The following is a 17,265-nucleotide window of genomic DNA, read 5'->3' as shown; positions in this document are numbered from 1 at the left end:
GAGGTTCACCATGTCCCAGCAGACCCCCGGCTCCACGACGGCAACCCAGGCGCCCCGGCAGGGCGACGCCTTTGAAAACCTGTCGCAGGAGAACCGCAAGTTCGCCCCGTCCGCGGAGTTCGCAGCGAATGCCGTGGTGACCGCCGCCGAATACGCCGAGGCCGACGCCGACCGGCCGGCGTTCTGGGCCAAGCAGGCCCGCGGACTGCTGAGCTGGAGCAAAGATTTCACCGAGACGCTGGACTGGTCCACCCCGCCGTTCGCCAAGTGGTTCGTCGGCGGAGAGGTCAACGCGGCCTACAACGCCCTGGACCGTCACGTCGAAGCCGGCAACGGCGACCGGGTCGCGATCTACTTCGAGGGCGAACCCGGCGACACCCGCACCTACACGTACGCCCAGCTGACCCGGGAAGTGAAGAAGGCCGCCAACGCCTTCGAGTCCCTCGGTGTGGCCAAGGGCGACCGCGTCGCCGTGTACCTGCCGATGATCCCCGAGGCCGTCATCACGCTCCTGGCCTGCGCCCGGATCGGGGCCATCCACTCCGTGGTCTTTGGCGGCTTCTCCGCCGAGGCACTCCGCTCGCGGATCGACGACGCCGAGGCGAAGCTGGTCATCACCGCCGACGGCACCTACCGCCGCGGCAAGCCCAGCCCGCTGAAGCCGGCTGTCGACGAGGCTCTCGCCCACGACGGGCACACCGTCCAGAACGTCGTCGTGGTCAAGCGCAACGGGGAGGACGTGGACTGGCACGAGGGCCGGGACCACTGGTGGGCCGACACGGTCGATGCTGCCTCCGACGAGCACACCGCCGTCGGCCACGACTCCGAGCATCCGCTGTTCATCCTCTACACCTCCGGCACCACGGGAAAGCCCAAGGGCATCTTGCACACCACCGGCGGCTACCTCACCCAGGTCGCCTACACGCACAAGGCCGTCTTTGATCTGCACCCGGAGACGGACGTGTACTGGTGCACCGCCGACGTCGGGTGGATCACCGGGCACTCCTACGTCGCCTACGCGCCGCTCATCAACGGCGCCACCCAGGTGATGTACGAGGGCACCCCCGACTCCCCGCACCAAGGCCGCTGGTGGGAGATCGTGGAGAAGTACAAGGTCTCCATCCTCTACACCGCCCCCACGGCCATCCGCACCTTCATGAAGTGGGGCAAGGAAATCCCGGCCAAGTCCGACCTTTCCTCGATCCGCGTCCTGGGCTCGGTGGGAGAACCCATCAACCCCGAGGCCTGGATGTGGTACCGGGACGTCATCGGCGCCAACGCCGGGAAGAACGGGGAGAAGAAGGAGAACCCGGCCCCGATCGTGGACACCTGGTGGCAGACCGAAACCGGGGCGCAGATGATCGCGCCGCTGCCCGGCGTGACCGCCACCAAGCCCGGCTCCGCCCAGGTCCCGCTGCCCGGCATCGCCGTCGACGTTGTCGATGAGACCGGGGAATCCGTGCCCAACGGCACCGGCGGCTACCTCGTGATCCGGGAGCCGTGGCCCGCCATGCTGCGCGGCATCTGGGGCGATCCGGAACGGTTCAAGGACACCTACTGGTCCCGCTTCGAGACCATGTACTTCGCCGGCGACGGCGCCAAGAGGGACGAGGACGGGGACATCTGGCTGCTCGGGCGGGTGGACGACGTCATGAACATCTCCGGCCACCGGCTCTCCACCGCGGAAATCGAATCCGCCCTGGTGTCCCACCCGGCCGTCGCCGAGGCCGCCGTGGTCGGCGCGAGCGACGAGACCACCGGACAGGCCGTCGTGGCGTTTGTCATCCTGCGCGGCGACGCCGTGGACTCCGGAGATGCCATGGTCCAGGAACTCCGCAACCACGTCGGCAAGGAGATCGGCCCGATCGCCAAGCCCAAGACCATCCTGATCGTGCCCGAGCTGCCCAAGACCCGGTCCGGCAAGATCATGCGCCGGCTGCTCAAGGACGTCGCCGAAGGCCGCGAAGTCGGGGACGCCACCACGCTGGCCGACAACACCGTGATGGCACAGATCGCCCAGTCCCTCAGGAAGTGACCGGCCCGGTCCGGGCATGACGGAACGCGGCAACGCACCGGTGACGTGGTCCAGCGGCGGGCCCCGGTGACCTTCTCGGTTTCGCGCCGGATTGCCGCGCCGGCCGACGTGGTCTGGAGGCTGCTCACGGACACCGGCCAGTGGCCGGCGTGGGGGTCGTCCATCGCCGGCGTCCAACCCGCAGCCGGTTCCGCGCGCCTTGCCTTGGGCAGCCGCGGCCGGGTGCGCACCGCCGTGGGAGTCACGCTGCCGTACACCGTGACGGGGTTCGACCCCGGCACTTACTGGTCGTGGTCGGTCGCCGGCATCCCGGCCACGGGCCACCGGGTCACCCCGCAACCGGACGGCTGCCTTGTCACCTTCACCGTGCCGTGGTGGGCACCTGCCTACCTGCCGGTCTGCGCCGTGGCGCTGCGGCGGATCGAGCGGCTCGTGGCCGGACCGGAGAGCTCCGCCGGTCCCGGCCCGGTCCGTGAATGATGAACTCCGCAGGAAACATCGGCCTGCGGACCGGGACAACGCGATACATTGGCAGGCATGAGCGAAGCCACTCCCGCCGGCGCCGGCCGCGGCACCATCCTGGTCCTTAACGGGCCCAACCTGAACCTGCTGGGCACCCGGGAGCCGGAAAAGTACGGGACGGCAACCCTGGCCGACGTCGAGCAGCTCGCCAAGGATGCCGGCAACGCCCACGGCCTGGACGTCGAGTGCTTCCAGTCCAACCATGAGGGCGCCCTGGTGGACGCGATCCATGCCGCCAGGGGTAAAGCCGTCGGCATCGTCCTGAACGCCGGCGCCTACACCCACACCTCGGTGGCCATCCGGGACGCCCTCTCCGCGGTGCAGCTTCCCGCCGTCGAGGTTCACATCACCAACGTCCACGCGCGCGAACCGTTCCGGCACCACTCCTACCTCTCCGACATCAGCAAAGCGGTGATCGCCGGCGCGGGAATCCTGGGCTACCGCTTCGCCGTCGAATACCTCGCCGACCTCCACGCGGGCCGGGACTGAGCATGTCCTCCGGGGCGGAACCGGCGGGGACCGCGGACTGGTACCGGCACTTCGGCACCGTCGATGCCCCGGGCAACTCCGCCTGCTACGCCGCGTGGTCGCTCGGCATCGCCGACGACCCCGAGATCGTCCGCCGCATCGAGGAATGGCCGCACACCAAACGCCAGCCGCTGCTCATGCTGGCTGCCGCCCGCTTCCTCGGCGCCCCGGTCAGCCCCTATCCCGAATTCCGGAGCTTCCTGGACGCCCACTGGGACGAGATTTCCCGGCTGGTCCAGACCCGGTCCACGCAGACCAACGAGGCCGGACGCTGCGCCACACTGCTTCCCTCGCTGGCCCGGATCGCCGCCGCTGAGGGCCGCCCGCTTGCCCTGCTCGAGGTCGGCGCCTCCGCGGGGCTGGGGCTGTTCCCGGACCGCTATGGCTACGAATTCGAGGGCCCCGGCGGCGCCGTCACCCGGCTGGCGCCCTCCGGGGCGGGTCCCGCCAGCTACCCGGTGCTGCACTGCGCCACCTCCGGGGACGTTCCGTTGCCGGCCGCACTGCCCGCGGTCGCCTGGCGGGCCGGGATCGACCTGAACCCGCTGGATATCCGCGACCCCGACGACGTCGCCTGGCTGGAGGCGCTCATCTGGCCGGAACAGGACTTCCGCCGGGAGCGGCTCCGCCGGGCGATCGCCGTCGCGCTGGAGGACCCGCCGCAACTGGTGGCCGGCGACCTCAACGAGAAGCTGGTCGCCCTGGCCGGGCAGGCACCGCCGGAGGCTGCCCTGGTGGTCTTTCACAGCGCGGTCATGGCGTATCTCGACGCCGGCGGCCGGGAGCGTTTCCGTGACACCGTCGCCCAGCTGGCCGCTGACCGCGGCTGCCATTGGATCTCCAATGAGGGCCACACGGTCATCCTGCAGCAGGACGGCTCCAGCGTGGTCCCGGAACTGGACGACGCCCGCCTCCGCGGACGGTTCCTGGTGGTGGAGGACGGGTCCCCGGTGGGAATCGCCGGGCCGCACGGGCAGAGCCTGGAGTGGATCGAGGCCGCCGGCGCCTGAGGCGGGAGGTCAGTCTCCCGTTCCTACTTCTTGATGCACTGCCCGGGCGAGACGGGGCTGCCCAGGCCCGGGGCCTTCGACGCGACCGGAGCCAGGTCAGTCATGGTGATGGCAAAGCCCAGCGACGCCTCGGACGTGGACTTGGCGAAGATGATACCCGCCACCTGCCCGGAGGTGCTCAGCAGCGGGCCGCCGGAGTTGCCCGGCTGCACGTCACCGGCGAGCCGGTACACGTCCTCGGGGGCGGCATTGTTGCCGTAGATGTCAGGCACCAGGACGGTGGTGATGTCCCGGACGGTGGCCGGCTTGGACTGGAACGGCCCGCCGTGCGGGTAGCCCGCGAAAGCCGCCGCGCTGCCGGCGGGGAGGTTGCGGCCCAGCGGCAACGGCGCGGCCCGCAGACCGTCCACGGCCAGCACCGCAAGGTCATGCTGGCTGTCGAAGTACACGACCCGGCCCGGGAGGGCGCCTCCGCCGGGGACTTCGACCACGGGCTCGGGAACGCCGGCGACCACGTGGGCGTTGGTCACGACCCGGCCCGGGGAAACGACGAAGCCCGTGCCGGTCTGGTTCTGGCCGCATTGGTACGCCGTGCCGGCGATCTTGAGGACGGACTGCGCTGCCTTGTTCAGGGCCGGGGTGTCCGTGCTGGCATCCGGGACCGCTACGGGCTGGCCGCCGACGCCTTCCAGGAGGGTGGGGATTCCGTCGCCGATCACGGCCGAGCGGAGCTGGGCCATGGAGGCCTTCAGCGGCGTGGGCGTGACGCCGTCGATAAACCCGATCACCTTGGAGTCGGCAAGCTGCTGGGAAATGAGCGGTACACCGAGGGCACTGATGCTGAACGCCAGCATAGACATCACGAGCGCGGACACGGCCACGTTCACGCCGCCGCCCACCACCCGGTCCGCAAGCTTCAGCGGGCTGATCTTGACCACGCTGCGGATGCGGCGGCCGATCATGGTCCCGATGCCGTGCCCCAGCATCATCAGCAGGACAGCGGCGGCGATGATTGCGGTCAGGCGCCAGCCGGAGTCGTCGACCAGGTCACTTACGACCGGCACGGACACGAAGGCTGCCACGGCGCCGGCCGCGAACCCCGCGATGCCGCCCAGGGTCACCAGGAAACCGTTCCGCAGCCCGTAGATCAGGTAGGACAGCAGCGTCAGAACCAACGCCAGGTCCAGAATGGTCAAGCCGAACACCGGGGCTCCTTAGGGACTGGTTGGAACCTTATTCTACCGGCGCCGGCTGACAGTTTGCCCGGCGGCTTTTGCCGCGCGCGGACCCCTCATGCCCGCCGTTTCGGGCGATTCTGTGCCAAGTACGTCACAGAAGCCGCAAAGTTCTGAAAGAATGACTGGAGCGCCCCAGCCGACACAGTTAGTCAGGAGATTTCATGGACATCGAGGTATTGCGCCGCGCACCCCTTTTCGCCACGCTCGACGACGAGGCGTTCCGTCTGTTGACGGACGAACTCACCGAAGTGGACCTTTCCCGCGGAGCCTCGGTGTTCCGGGAAGGCGACCAGGGTGACCAGCTCTACTTCATCGTCTCCGGCAAGGTGAAGCTCGGCCGCACCTCCCCCGACGGCCGCGAGTCCCTGCTCGCCATCCTCGGCCCGGGCGAACTCTTCGGCGAGATGGCCCTGTTCGACCCCAGCCCCCGCACCGCCACGGCCACCGCCGTGTCCGAGACCCGCCTGGCCGGGTTGAAGAACGAGAGTCTCAACGCCCTCCTGCGCACCCGCCCCGAGGTCTCGGCCCAGCTGCTGCAGGCCCTCGCCCGCCGTCTGCGCCGGACCAACGATTCGCTCTCCGACTTGGTCTTCTCCGACGTGCCGGGCCGCGTCGCCAAGGCCCTGCTGGACCTGGCCGACCGCTTCGGCCGCCCGGCGACCGACGGCGTCCTCGTCGCCCACGAGCTCACCCAGGAGGAACTGGCCCAGCTGGTCGGCGCCTCCCGCGAAACGGTCAACAAGGCCCTCGCCGAGTTCGTGCAGCGCGGCTGGCTGCGCCTGGAAGCCCGCGCCGTCGTGATCCTGGACATGCAGCGCCTCCGCCAGCGTTCCCGCTAGGTCGTTCTTCAGTAACTGCCGCTAACGCCGAAGGGCCGGTTCCGAACACTCGGAGCCGGCCCTTCGCCTGTCGGGCCCGGAAAGCGCCATCCTCCGCGTGCTCGCTCGTGCCTCGCTTAGACGCACGCTTCCGGATGCCACTTTTCGGGCCGGCACCCTACCGTTCGCGCTGCGGTTCCCCGGCGACAGTCTTGGCCGCCTCGACTTCGAGCACGAGCTTGCCTTCCTCTTCGACGAGGACCGGCTGGTACGCATGGGCCTTGCGCTTGTAACTGAGGTACGCGATGCAGCCGTTGGCCGCGGCCATCTTCTCCAGCATGATCTCCGAACCCGGCACCAGCAGCTGGCCCAGGGTCAGGCCCACCGTGTTCGGCTGGCCCACTTCGTCGCCAAGGGTGGTGGTTTCGCGCTCGTCGACGACCTTGCGAACACACACCCACCGGCCCCAGACCCCCTTGCTGGCCAGCAGCGAGGGCTGCTGGTTCACGGGGACGGTCGCGGCGAAGTACCGGGTGTTGAAACGGCGGTGGGCGAAGTCGGGGCTAAGCCAGTTCACGAGCGGCTTGAGCAGGTCCGTGCGGACGGACAGGCCGCGTTTGCCGAGGACGTCGGTGAACGATTTTTCCTGTTCTGCCACGGCTTCGCGGGCGCGCATCCATTCGGCGGTGGAGGTTGCCTCCACCGTGGTGGACAGGTCAGGCCCGGCCAGCAGGATCCCGGTCTCTTCAAACAGTTCGCGGATGGCGCCCACCACGTGGCGGCGCGCCAGCCCGATGTCGGTCGTCCCCATCTGCTCGGCCCACCACTGCGGCGGGGGGCCAAGCCAACCGACGGCGTCGTCGTCGGTGGCTTCGAGCGAACCGCCCGGGAAAGCGAGCACGCCCAGCGGCGAGGAGCCTGGCCGGTAGCCCAGCCAGGTCTCCAACCCGGTGGGCGAGTCCCGCAGCAGGACGACCGAGGAGGCGTAGCGCGGAGCCCGTGGGGTCCGTTCGCCGTGTTCCAGCCAGCTACGGGCTGCCCCCTCAAGCTCCGGGGGGAGGACAAACAGGCGTCGAGCTAAGTGTGGCAAGGGAAACGACCGGGCCTTTAGGCGAATTCAGCGATCAGTTCGACCTCGACCGGCGAGTCGAGCGGCAGCACCGCAACCCCGACGGCGGACCGCGCGTGCTGGCCGGCGTCGCCCAAGACCTTGCCCAGCAGTTCGGAGGCGCCGTTGATGACGCCGGGCTGGCCGGTGAAGGACGGGTCGGAGGAGACGAAGCCGACGACCTTCACGATCCGCGTGATCCGGTCCAGGTCACCGATGACGCTTTTGACGGCGGCAAGGGCATTGACTGCGCAGACCTCGGCGTAGCGTTTGGCCGCCTCCGGTGAGACGGTGGCCTCGTCGGAGGTTCCCTCGGCGCCGGAAGCGACCTTGCCGGTGGCCTCGAGCTTGCCGTCGATGAACGGCAGTTGGCCGGAGGTGTAGACGTGGTTGCCGGAGATCACGGCCGGCACGTAGGCGGCGACCGGGGCGGCGACCTCGGGCAGTTTCAGGCCCAGCTCGGCGAGGCGCTGTTCGACGGCAGACGACGCGCCGGTGGCGGCCACGTCACCGGGTGCGCCGGCGGGGACGCCGGACCCGGTTGAAGCCGCGGTTTGGGGGGTGCTCATGACTAGCTCTTCTCCCGCTTGAGGTAGGCAACCAGGCCGTTACCGTCGGGTCCCGGCACGACCTGCACAAGCTCCCAGCCGTCGTCACCCCACTGGTCCAGGATCTGCTTCGTGGCGTGAATAATGAGCGGAATCGTGGCGTACTCCCATTTGGTCATGAAGTAAAGCCTAGTCCTTGCCGGTAAAGTGGAAAACATGGCGACTGGTAAGAACCCTTTATTCGATACTGCCACCACCCTCGGAAAGCTCGTACTCTTCCTTGGCGTGAGCGCAATCTGCGGCATCCTGGTGGCAGGGCTGCTGGTCCCGGCTGCCGCCGTGTCCGGCAATGCGGCCAGCGGTTCCATCAAGTTCTTCGAGGCGCTGCCGGCGGAACTGAAGGTTGACCCGCCCAGCCAGTCGACCAAGATCCTGGCCTCGGACGGCAGCGTCATCGCCAACCTCTACCTCGAGAACCGCACCCGCGTGTCCCTGGACCAGATGTCGCCATTCATCAAGGACGCCGTGATCGCCATCGAGGACAGCCGCTTCTACGAGCACGGCGGCGTCGACACCACCGGCATCCTCCGCGCGCTGGTCTCCACCGCCCGCGGCAACAAGCAGGGCGCCTCGACCATCACCCAGCAGTACGTCAACAACGTGATCAACTCTTCCCTGGAATCCGAGGGCAAGGGCGACCAGGTGTTGCTGAACGGCGTCAACAAGGGCGTCGGCGACAAGCTGCGCGAGATGAAGCTGGCCATCGCCCTGGAGAAGAAATTCAGCAAGGAGCAGATCCTTGAGGGCTACCTCAATATCGTCTTCTTCAACCGGGACGCGTACGGCATTGAAGCCGCCTCCCGGCTTTTCTTCAGCACCTCCGCCAAGAACCTGACCCTGCCGCAGGCCGCCCTGCTGGCCGGCGTCGTGAACAGCCCGTCGTTCTACGACCCGATCTCCAATCCGGACAACGCCAAGGTCCGCCGCGACCTCGTGCTGAAGGCCATGCTCACCCAGGGCAAGATCAAGAAGGCGCAGTACGATGCCGCCGTCGCCACCCCGGTCAAGACCAAGGTGACCCAGCCCCGGCAGGGTTGCGCCTACTCCCCGTCCGCCCCGTACTTCTGCGACTACGTCCTGCACCTGCTGCTGAACAACCCGGCCTACGGCGCGGACGCCAAGGAACGCGAGCGGAAGGTCTTCCGCGGCGGCCTGACCATCAAGACGACGCTGGACCCGAAGGCCCAGAGCGCAGCGCAGGCCCAGGTCAACGCCGCCGCCGGTTCGAACCCGGACAAGTGGGGCGCCGCGCTGGTTTCGGTGGAGCCAGGGTCGGGCAAGATCACCAACATGGCCCAGAACACCTCTTGGCTGCCGGGCAAGGGCAAATTCGACACCCAGTTGAACTTCAACGTGGACAAACGGGACAAGGACGGCAACGACCTCAACGGCATCGGCGGTGCCCAGCCGGGTTCCACCATGAAGCCCTTCACCTTCGCCGAGTGGCTGGATGAGGGCAAGTCGATGAACACCATCGTGGACGGCTCGAAGCGCGAGTACCGGTCCGACTTCCCGTGGCGGAACTCCTGCGGCACCACGGTCGGCGCCTACAGCACCGCCGAGAAGGACGCCGGCGGAAATGCTGCCGACGACCTGCAGAACGCCGAGGATGGCTACTACAAGCCCATGACGGTCCTCAAGGGTCTCTACAACTCGATCAACACCATTACCTTCGCGTCCGCCGCGCAGGTTGATTTTTGCGGCATCCAGCGCATCGTGGATGCCGTCGGGATCCATAACGGCCTGGACAACAAGCCGGTCGACATGTCGCGCCTGCCCAACCTGCTCGGCTCCACCCAGACCGCCCCGCTGACGATGGCCAGTGCGTTCGCGACCTTCGCCAACGACGGCCGCTACTGCGCGCCGATGGCCATCACCTCGGTGACGGATGCGACCGGAGCCAAGCTGCCCGCCCAGGCCCCGGACTGCCGGGACGCCATCAAGCCTGAGGTGGCTCGCGGCGTGAACTACGCGCTGCAGGAGGTCCTCAACCGCGGGTCCGGTTCCCTGATCCAGCCGCGGATTTCCACACTGACCGACTTCCCGATCGCGGCCAAGACCGGTACGTCGAACAACAACGGCTCCACCTGGGTGGTCGGCCACACCACCGGGCTCGCCACCGCCGCATGGTTCGGTGACGCGCTCAACGACCAGGGCCGCGCCGGCCAAAACGTCACCATCAACGGGCAGTTCTACGAGGGCATTGACGGCTACATGATCGCCGGCCCGATGTTCTCCAAGTTCATGGCCCAGATCGCCCCCACGCGCAGCACGGACCCGTTCCCGGCGCCGCCGTCGAACCTGCTCTACGAGCCGGCCCCGTACCAGCAGCCGAACACCGGGTCCGGAAACAACAACAGCAACAACCCGCCTCCGGCCAAGCAGGATCCCGCTCCGGCGCCGGAACCGACCAAGCCGAAGAAGGACAAGTAACCGTGGCCATCGGAGCCAACCTGGCCAGCCGCGCCCGAAGCATCGGGCGCGGCTTTGCCGTTACTGCCGCGGCCACCGCCGCCGCCGGTGCCGCCGCGGCCGGCTACGGCCTCTGGGAAAAGAACCAGTTCGAACTGCGCGAGGAAACCCTCGCCATCCTGCCGCCGGGATACGGCCCGCTCCGGGTGCTGCACCTGAGCGACATCCACTTCGTGCCCGGCCAGCACAAGAAGGCCGACTGGCTGCGGTCGCTCGCTGCGCTGGAACCGGACCTGGTTGTCAACACCGGGGACAACCTCAGCCACGCCAAAGCCATCGACCCGGTTCTGGAGGCGTTGCAGCCGCTGATGCAGTTCCCCGGTGTCTTCGTCCCGGGCTCCAATGACTACTTCGCCCCGAGGCTCAAGAACCCTGCCTCCTACCTCCTCGGCCCGTCCAAGTCCCGGCCCGACCCGGTCCAGCTGGACTGGCCCCGGCTTCGAGCCGGCTTCGGCATGTCCGGCTGGGTCGACCTGACCAACCGCTGCCAGTCGCTGATCATCCGCGGGCTGCGCATCGACTTCTCCGGCGTGGACGACCCGCACCTGCGGCTGGAACGCTACGCCGGCTGGCCCCGCGGCACCAAGGGCCAGGACGCGAAGCCGCACCTGCGGATCGCCGTCGCCCACGCCCCGTACCAGCGCGTCCTGGACCACTTCACCGAAGACGGCGCGGACCTGCTGCTGGCCGGCCACACCCACGGCGGACAGATCTGCGTGCCGGGCTACGGAGCCCTTGTCGCCAACTGCGACCTGCCGACCTGGCGGGCCCGCGGGCTGCGGGACTGGGAGAGCCAGGGACGTACGACGCCGGTGAACGTCTCCGCCGGCATCGGCACCTCCCGCTTCGCCCCGGTCCGGATTGCCTGCCGCCCCGAAGCCGTGCTGCTCACCCTCACCGCCCGGTCCTGACCCCGGCGGATTCCGCACCGCCTTCCCGCCCTTACCGGCTCCCCGCAGGACACGCCCGTCACTGCGGAGGATGGGCATGTCCGTCGCAGGCCCGCTGGGCTGGGCATAACGCACCATGCCCACTCCCCGCAACGAAGAATGGGCATGCCCGTCGCCGAGGGGTTCCGCCCGGGACCGGTTGCCCCCAGCCATTGCGGACCGTAATTACTGGGCCAGATTGAGGAACGACCCGATATCCTGTGAAGCGGGTCACCCAATGGCCTAGGGTGGTTGCTATAGGAAACTACATTCAGTTGCGTAATTCATCTCGCAGTTGCCGTTAAGAAGCAGGCATGGCCAAGCAGACCCCGTTTTTCACGTCAATCCGCCGTCTCTATCCACATGTCAGGCCGATCATGCCCCGGCTGGTCCTCGGCCTGATCAGTGCCCTGCTGGCCAGCATCGTCGCACTGGCCATCCCCCAGGTACTGCGGGTCCTCATCAATGACTGGCTGACGCCCGGCGGAAGCAGCCAGGCCGTCTGGATCGCATCGGCCGTGATCCTGGGACTGGGCATTGCCGAGGCGGGGCTTGTGGCCCTGCGCCGCCAGTTCGTCATCAACCCAGCCACCACCGTGGAGACCCGGATGCGGGTGTCGCTGTACAACCACCTGCAGGACCTGACGGTGTCCTTCCACGACCGCTGGGGGTCCGGGCAGCTGCTCTCCCGGGCCATGACGGACCTGAACTTCCTTCGCCGCTGGATGGCATTCGGCGCCATCATGCTCGTGGTGACCACCCTGACCGTGGTTATCGGCGTCGTCGTCATGTTCGCCATGAGCTGGCAGCTGGCATTGATCTTTCTGGCCGCCGCGGTGCCGATCATGGTCTACGGGTACCGCTTCCGGACCCGCTTCAGCAAAGTTGCACGGCGCAGCCAGGACCAGGCAGGGGACCTCGCCACCACGGTCGAGGAATCCGTGCACGGCATCCGCGTGCTCAAGGCCTTCGGGCGCAGCCGCGAGGCCCTGGAGAACTTCAACGAACAGGCCGAGGAGCTGCGCCAGACCGAGATCGCCAAGGCCAAGCACCTGGCCACCTTCAGCCTCGTCGTCACACTGCTGCCCGAGCTCGCCCTCGGCGCCGGGCTCGTCGTCGGCGTCATGCTGGCCGCCGCCGGGCAACTGAGCATCGGCTCGCTCGTCGCCTTCTTCGCCACGGCCGCCGTGATCGCGGCGCCGGTGGAATTCTGCGGCATGCTGCTGGCCATGGCACTGACCGCCAAGTCCGCCGTCGACCGGCACTTCGAGGTCATGGAGTCGGTCAACACCATCACCAACCCCGAGCAGCCCCGCCGCCCCGCCGAGCTTAGGGGCGCCCTGTCCTTCCACAACGCCACCTTCGCGTTCGAGGACGCCCCGGACAAGCCGATCCTCAAGAACATCTGCCTGGACATCCGGCCGGGCGAGACCATGGCCCTGGTGGGGATCACCGGCAGCGGCAAGAGCGCCCTGCTGCAACTGGTCCCCCGCCTGTTCGACGTCACGGCCGGTTCGGTCACGATCGACGGCGTGGACCTGCGGGAGTTCAGCGTGGAGGACCTGCGCGCCATCGTGGCCGTGGCCTTCGAGGACACCACCTTGTTCTCCAGCTCCGTCCGGGACAACGTGCTCCTCGGCGTCCGGGCGGACGAACCGGCGGAACGGCGGGAACAGATCCTGGCCGAGGCGCTGGACACCGCCCAGGCCCACTTCGCCAACTCCCTGCCCGAAGGCCTGGACACCCTGATCGGAGAGGAGGGGCTGAGCCTGTCCGGCGGCCAGCGGCAGCGCATTGCCCTGGCCCGCGCGGTTGCCGCCGGGCCGAAGGTGCTGGTCCTGGACGATCCGCTCTCCGCGCTGGACGTCAACACCGAGGAACTGGTGGAGGCCCGGCTGCGCGAGGTGCTCACCGACACCACCACCCTGATCGTCGCCCACCGGCCCTCCACCGTGGCCCTGGCGGACCGGGTGGCGCTGCTTGAGGACGGCCGGATTGCCGCCGTCGGCACCCACACGGAACTGCTCGCCGAGAACAGCCACTACCGTTACGTCATCGCCAGCCTGGACCCGGAACCCCGGGACCTCGACTCCGAATTGTCCGCGCTCGAGGCCGAGGAGCTGTCCCGATGACCACCGCCACCTTCGGCACCGCCAACGAGGACAACGCGCACCTGTCCAAGGCCGAGAGCAAGGCCGTCCGGCGCCGCTCCCTGGCCCTGCTCGGGTCGCTGATCCGCCCGGTCCGGCTGCGGTTCTGGCTGACGATTGCCGCCGTCGTCCTCTCCCAGGCCGCGCGCGTGGCCGGGCCCGCCCTGATCGCCTTCGGCATCGACCACGCCCTGCCGGCCCTGCGCGCCGGTGACAACCTCCCGCTGGTGCTGGCCGGCGCCGCCTACCTTGCCGCGGCGGTCGCGACGGCATGGCTCACCGCCCTGTACGTGACCTCCACCGCGCGGTTGAGCCAGGCCATGCTGCTGGACCTGCGCGTCCGGGTTTTCCGCCAGACCCAGCGGCTGAGCCTGGAATTCCACGAGAAGTACACCTCCGGCCGCATCATCGCCCGGCAGACCTCGGACCTCGAGGCCCTGCGTGAACTCCTCGACTCCGGGGTCAGCTCGCTGGCATCGGGCCTGCTGTTCATGGTCTTCACGGCCGTGACCGTCTTCGCCCTCGACTGGCGCAGCGGGCTGCTGGTGCTGGCCGCCGGCGTCCCGATGTGGTTCCTTTCCCGCTGGTACCAGAAACACTCCCAGATCGCGTTCCGGGAATCCCGCGTCGTCTCCGCCCGGCTGATCGTCCACTTCGTCGAGACCATGACCGGCATCCGCGCGGTCAAGGCCTTCCGCAAGGAACCCCAGAACGCCCGCCGCTACGCCGAACTGGCCGAGGACTACCGGAAGGTCACCGTCCGCTCGATCAACCTCAACGGCGTCTTCCAGCCCGGCCTGGTGCTGATCGGGAACGTGTGCGTCGCGGTCGTGCTGCTCACCGGCGGCTTCCGGGTCCTCTCCGGCGACCTCGCCGTTGGTGTGCTGCTGGCCCTGATCCTTTCCGCCAAGCGGTTCTTCCAGCCGGTGGACCAGATGGCCATGTTCTACAACTCCTTCCAGAGCGCGCAGGCTGCGCTGGAGAAGGTCTCCGGGCTACTGGAGGAGGTGCCCACCGTCCGGCCACCGAAAAATCCCGTGGCGCTGCCCGCGGCGCAGGGGCGCATCGATTTCGAGAACGTCGAGTTCCGCTACGGCGACGGCCCGGTCATCATCCCGGCCATGGACCTGCACATCCCGGCCGGCCAGACCGTCGCGCTGGTGGGCCAGACCGGCGCCGGAAAGTCCACGCTGGCCAAGCTGATTGCCCGCTTCTACGACGTCTCGTCCGGCTCGCTCACGCTCGACGGCGTGGACCTGCGGCAACTCACGACGGCGGACCTGCGCCGCAACGTCGTCATGGTGACCCAGGAAGCGTTCCTGTTCAGCGGCTCGGTCGCGGACAATATCGCCTTGGGCCGCCCCGAGGCCTCCCGCGAGGAGATCGAGGAGGCGGCCGCAGCCGTGGGCGCCCATGAGTTCATCATGGCGCTCCCAGAGGGCTACGACACCGACGTGAACAAACGCGGCGGCCGGGTGTCCGCCGGGCAGCGCCAGCTGATCAGCTTCGCCCGGGCGTTCCTGGCCCGGCCCGCCGTCCTGATCCTCGATGAGGCGACGTCGTCCCTGGACATCCCGTCCGAGCGCATGGTGCAGGCCGGGCTGGCGAGCCTGCTGCGCGGCGGTGGGGCCGGAGGCGCTGGCGGCGCAGGCGACGGCGCCGGTCCCGCCGGACGCACGGCGCTGATCATCGCGCACCGGCTCTCCACCGTTGAAACCGCGGACCGGGTGCTCGTGGTCCACGACGGCCGCGTCGTCGAGGACGGCACCCCGGCCGAGCTGATCGGCGGCGGGGGCCGGTTCGCGAAGCTGCACGGGGCGTGGAAGGACTCCCTGGTCTGAGCCGCGGCGCCGCCCGGACCCGGAAACCCGGGCGGCGCCGTCCGGGACGGGGCCCGATTTCGCATCCGGGGCCGGAATCGGATACTCTTGTGAAGTTGCTTTTGAAGTAACGGATCGGGATGTGGCGCAGCTTGGTAGCGCGCGTCGTTCGGGACGACGAGGTCGCAGGTTCAAATCCTGTCATCCCGACCAGTCAAAAAGGAGGGCCCTTCATACGAAGGGCCCTCTTTTGTTTCCGCGGCGTGAGGCCCCCGCAGCAGCCCGGCCGCGCACCCGCCGCCGCCCCCGCCGTCACCGGCACAAAAAACAGCCCCGGCCGCGTCAGACGCGTCCGGGGCTGTTCCGTTAGCTGCTTACATCGGGTCGGGCCAGTTGCCGACGTTGGTGGAGTAGGTCATCGGGTCAGGCCAGTTACCCACGGCCGAAGCGACCCGCATGGGGTCGGGCCAGTTGCCCACGGCGGTAACGTTGCTGGTGTCGGCGATGGAACCTGCGGACAGAACGGCCGGAGCCGCTGCGGAGAAAGCCAGGGCACCCGCCAGGGCTACGCCGGCTGCAATCTTCTTCAACATAGAGGTCCTCATTCGAGTCGGAGTCGTTACCAAGTCAGTACTGCCCTTGTTGACATACATTGTAAAATTTCTTCCACAGAGACTGTCAAGCATTTAGTATAAGAAGTGTCCGGAATGAGGTGGTATCCGTGGGGAACGGATTCGGGGAGAAACTCCGCGCGGAACGGCTGGAGCGTGGGCTGACGCAGGCGGAGCTGGGGAGGGACCTGTACTCCCCCAGTTACATCTCCCTGCTCGAAACCGGACGCCGCGAACCGACGGCCGACGTGATCGAGGAACTGGCCCGCCGCCTGGAACTCGCGCCTAAGGCGCTCGAAGCCTGGAGCCAGCCCGTCTCGGTCAGCGACGCGGAATACGTGCTCGCCGGACTGTACGCACGCCAGGCCTGGGACCTCCGCGACTATCCGCTGGCAGCCAGCCACGCCGCCAATGCCGCCCAGATCGCGTTGGAGGCCAAGAACACCAGCGCGTGGTGGAACATGACCTACATGCAGGCCGAGTGCCTGATCAAGCAGGGCCGGTGGGACGACTGCCGGACCATCGTGCAGCGGCTGCTGGACCACCCGATGGCGGCCGAGTCCGCCGGGCTGGGCGTCCGCGCGCGGCAGATGCTCGCCGCGGCGGCGCAGGGCCAGGGCCAACTGACGACGGCGGTGGAGAACGCCCAGGAGGCCGTGCGGCTGTGCTCCCAGCTCCCGAAGGGCTCCACCCTGATCATCGGCGCGCTCCGGGCGCTGATCGGCGCCCTGGCCGAGAGCGGCCGGCTGGACGAGGCCTGGCAGTACTGCCAGGAGATGAATGAGCAGATGGAGGGCCAGGCCAACTCCCAGCTCGCCGGCGAGGTGGCCTGGGTGGTGGGCAACGTGGCCTTCATGCGGCACGACTACGCCGAAGGCATCAAGCATCACGAGAAGGCCGCCACGCTGCTCTCCCCCGCAAACGACATCGACCTGTGGGCCCGCTTCAACAAGGCTTCCGCCGCCGTGCGCCTGTCCTCCGGCATCGTTGAGCCGGAGACCCTGTCCGCCATCGAACGGGCCGAGCTGGCCCTCTCGATCGTCGGCGGCAACAAGACCGACCGCCTCGAGGTGGCCTTCATCCGGGCGCGCTGGCTTTACCTGACCGGCGACATCGTGGGTGCGGTGCAGAAGCTGCGCGAAATCCACGCCGAGCGCGAGGTCCTCGCCAAGCACACGGCCGGGGAAGTCTCACTCCTGCTTGGCAAGGCGCTCAAGGCCGCCGGTGAGGCCGACGAAGCCCTCGTCTTCCTCGATGAGGCGCAAAAGGAATTCAGCGCCGCCGGGGCCTCGGACCGGGTCCAGCAGGCGATGGACGCCGTGCTGGAGATCCGCCTGGCCCAGCGCCGCGCCGCTGCTGCCGCCGGCAGCAGCACCTAGCCGACCACACCGCCGGCAGCAGCACCTAACCGGCACC

The 17,265-nt window shown here is 68.4% G+C and carries 15 protein-coding genes and 1 tRNA gene; 11 read left to right on the top strand and 5 right to left on the bottom strand.

What is annotated here, in order from left to right; genetic code table 11:
• Positions 1-10 precede the first annotated feature (10 nt).
• The 4 genes from acs to ASG71_RS04890 all read left to right on the top strand — a co-directional run bounded on the left by acs (position 11) and on the right by ASG71_RS04890 (position 4,095).
• Positions 11-2,035 (top strand): acetate--CoA ligase, encoded by a 2,025-nt coding sequence (gene acs / locus ASG71_RS04905; RefSeq protein ID WP_056737584.1) that lies wholly within the window; start codon positions 11-13, stop codon positions 2,033-2,035.
• Positions 2,036-2,101: 66 nt separating this feature from the next.
• Complete coding sequence (locus tag ASG71_RS04900; protein WP_056738524.1) at positions 2,102-2,515, top strand: SRPBCC family protein; 414 nt, start codon at positions 2,102-2,104, stop codon at positions 2,513-2,515.
• A gap of 57 nt (positions 2,516-2,572) precedes the next feature.
• Positions 2,573-3,046: a type II 3-dehydroquinate dehydratase gene (gene aroQ / locus ASG71_RS04895; RefSeq protein ID WP_056738522.1), complete on the top strand. Its 474-nt coding sequence runs from the start codon at positions 2,573-2,575 to the stop codon at positions 3,044-3,046.
• A gap of 2 nt (positions 3,047-3,048) precedes the next feature.
• Positions 3,049-4,095, top strand: a complete 1,047-nt coding sequence (locus ASG71_RS04890) for a DUF2332 domain-containing protein (RefSeq protein ID WP_056737583.1) — start codon at positions 3,049-3,051, stop codon at positions 4,093-4,095.
• Between the two features lie 23 nt (positions 4,096-4,118).
• Here the strand turns inward: ASG71_RS04890 and ASG71_RS04885 are convergent, their stop codons facing one another.
• Positions 4,119-5,300, bottom strand: a complete 1,182-nt coding sequence (locus tag ASG71_RS04885; RefSeq protein ID WP_056737582.1) for a MarP family serine protease — start codon at positions 5,298-5,300, stop codon at positions 4,119-4,121.
• Between the two features lie 194 nt (positions 5,301-5,494).
• Here ASG71_RS04885 and ASG71_RS04880 point away from each other — a divergent pair, with 194 nt between their 5' ends.
• Complete coding sequence (locus ASG71_RS04880; RefSeq protein ID WP_011693220.1) at positions 5,495-6,172, top strand: Crp/Fnr family transcriptional regulator; 678 nt, start codon at positions 5,495-5,497, stop codon at positions 6,170-6,172.
• 157 nt (positions 6,173-6,329) lie between these two features.
• Here the strand turns inward: ASG71_RS04880 and ASG71_RS04875 are convergent, their stop codons facing one another.
• Genes ASG71_RS04875 through ASG71_RS16570 form a run of 3 tightly spaced genes read right to left on the bottom strand, consistent with a single transcriptional unit; the run spans position 6,330 to position 7,986 of the window.
• On the bottom strand, positions 6,330-7,241 hold the full coding sequence (locus ASG71_RS04875) for an NUDIX hydrolase (RefSeq protein WP_056737581.1): 912 nt from the start codon (positions 7,239-7,241) through the stop codon (positions 6,330-6,332).
• A gap of 17 nt (positions 7,242-7,258) precedes the next feature.
• Positions 7,259-7,828 carry a RidA family protein gene (locus ASG71_RS04870; protein ID WP_235563933.1) on the bottom strand — a complete coding sequence of 190 codons (570 nt, stop codon included), beginning with the start codon at positions 7,826-7,828 and terminating at the stop codon, positions 7,259-7,261.
• A gap of 2 nt (positions 7,829-7,830) precedes the next feature.
• A complete protein-coding gene (locus ASG71_RS16570) occupies positions 7,831-7,986 on the bottom strand; it encodes a DUF4177 domain-containing protein (protein WP_157366223.1) in 156 nt (51 codons plus the stop codon).
• 37 nt (positions 7,987-8,023) lie between these two features.
• On the opposite strand from ASG71_RS16570, the gene ASG71_RS04865 reads away from it, so the two are divergent.
• The 5 genes from ASG71_RS04865 (at position 8,024) to ASG71_RS04845 (ending at position 15,451) form a co-directional block, all read left to right on the top strand.
• Positions 8,024-10,300, top strand: coding sequence for a transglycosylase domain-containing protein (locus ASG71_RS04865; protein WP_056738518.1), 2,277 nt, complete (start codon positions 8,024-8,026; stop codon positions 10,298-10,300).
• An 8-nt stretch (positions 10,301-10,308) separates the two neighbouring features.
• Positions 10,309-11,250: a metallophosphoesterase gene (locus tag ASG71_RS04860; protein ID WP_414826659.1), complete on the top strand. Its 942-nt coding sequence runs from the start codon at positions 10,309-10,311 to the stop codon at positions 11,248-11,250.
• 332 nt (positions 11,251-11,582) lie between these two features.
• A complete protein-coding gene (locus ASG71_RS04855) occupies positions 11,583-13,400 on the top strand; it encodes an ABC transporter ATP-binding protein (protein WP_056737579.1) in 1,818 nt (605 codons plus the stop codon).
• Positions 13,397-15,259: an ABC transporter ATP-binding protein gene (locus tag ASG71_RS04850; protein WP_056737578.1), complete on the top strand. Its 1,863-nt coding sequence runs from the start codon at positions 13,397-13,399 to the stop codon at positions 15,257-15,259. Before ASG71_RS04855 ends, ASG71_RS04850 begins: the two co-directional genes overlap by 4 nt.
• A gap of 115 nt (positions 15,260-15,374) precedes the next feature.
• Positions 15,375-15,451, top strand: a tRNA-Pro gene (locus ASG71_RS04845).
• A gap of 161 nt (positions 15,452-15,612) precedes the next feature.
• On the opposite strand, the gene ASG71_RS04840 is transcribed toward ASG71_RS04845, so the two are convergent.
• Positions 15,613-15,831, bottom strand: coding sequence for a hypothetical protein (locus ASG71_RS04840; RefSeq protein WP_056737577.1), 219 nt, complete (start codon positions 15,829-15,831; stop codon positions 15,613-15,615).
• Positions 15,832-15,959: 128 nt separating this feature from the next.
• Between ASG71_RS04840 and ASG71_RS04835 the strand changes: the two genes are divergently transcribed.
• The gene (locus tag ASG71_RS04835) at positions 15,960-17,228 is read left to right on the top strand and encodes a helix-turn-helix domain-containing protein (RefSeq protein WP_056737576.1); all 1,269 of its coding nucleotides are present in this window, start codon (positions 15,960-15,962) and stop codon (positions 17,226-17,228) included.
• The last annotated feature ends 37 nt before the right edge of the window (positions 17,229-17,265 follow it).

Source organism: Arthrobacter sp. Soil763, assembly GCF_001428365.1.
Classification (GTDB): Bacteria; Actinomycetota; Actinomycetes; order Actinomycetales; family Micrococcaceae; genus Arthrobacter.
Note: the sequence above shows the minus strand (reverse complement) of the source record. Positions and strands in the feature narration are given on the sequence as shown.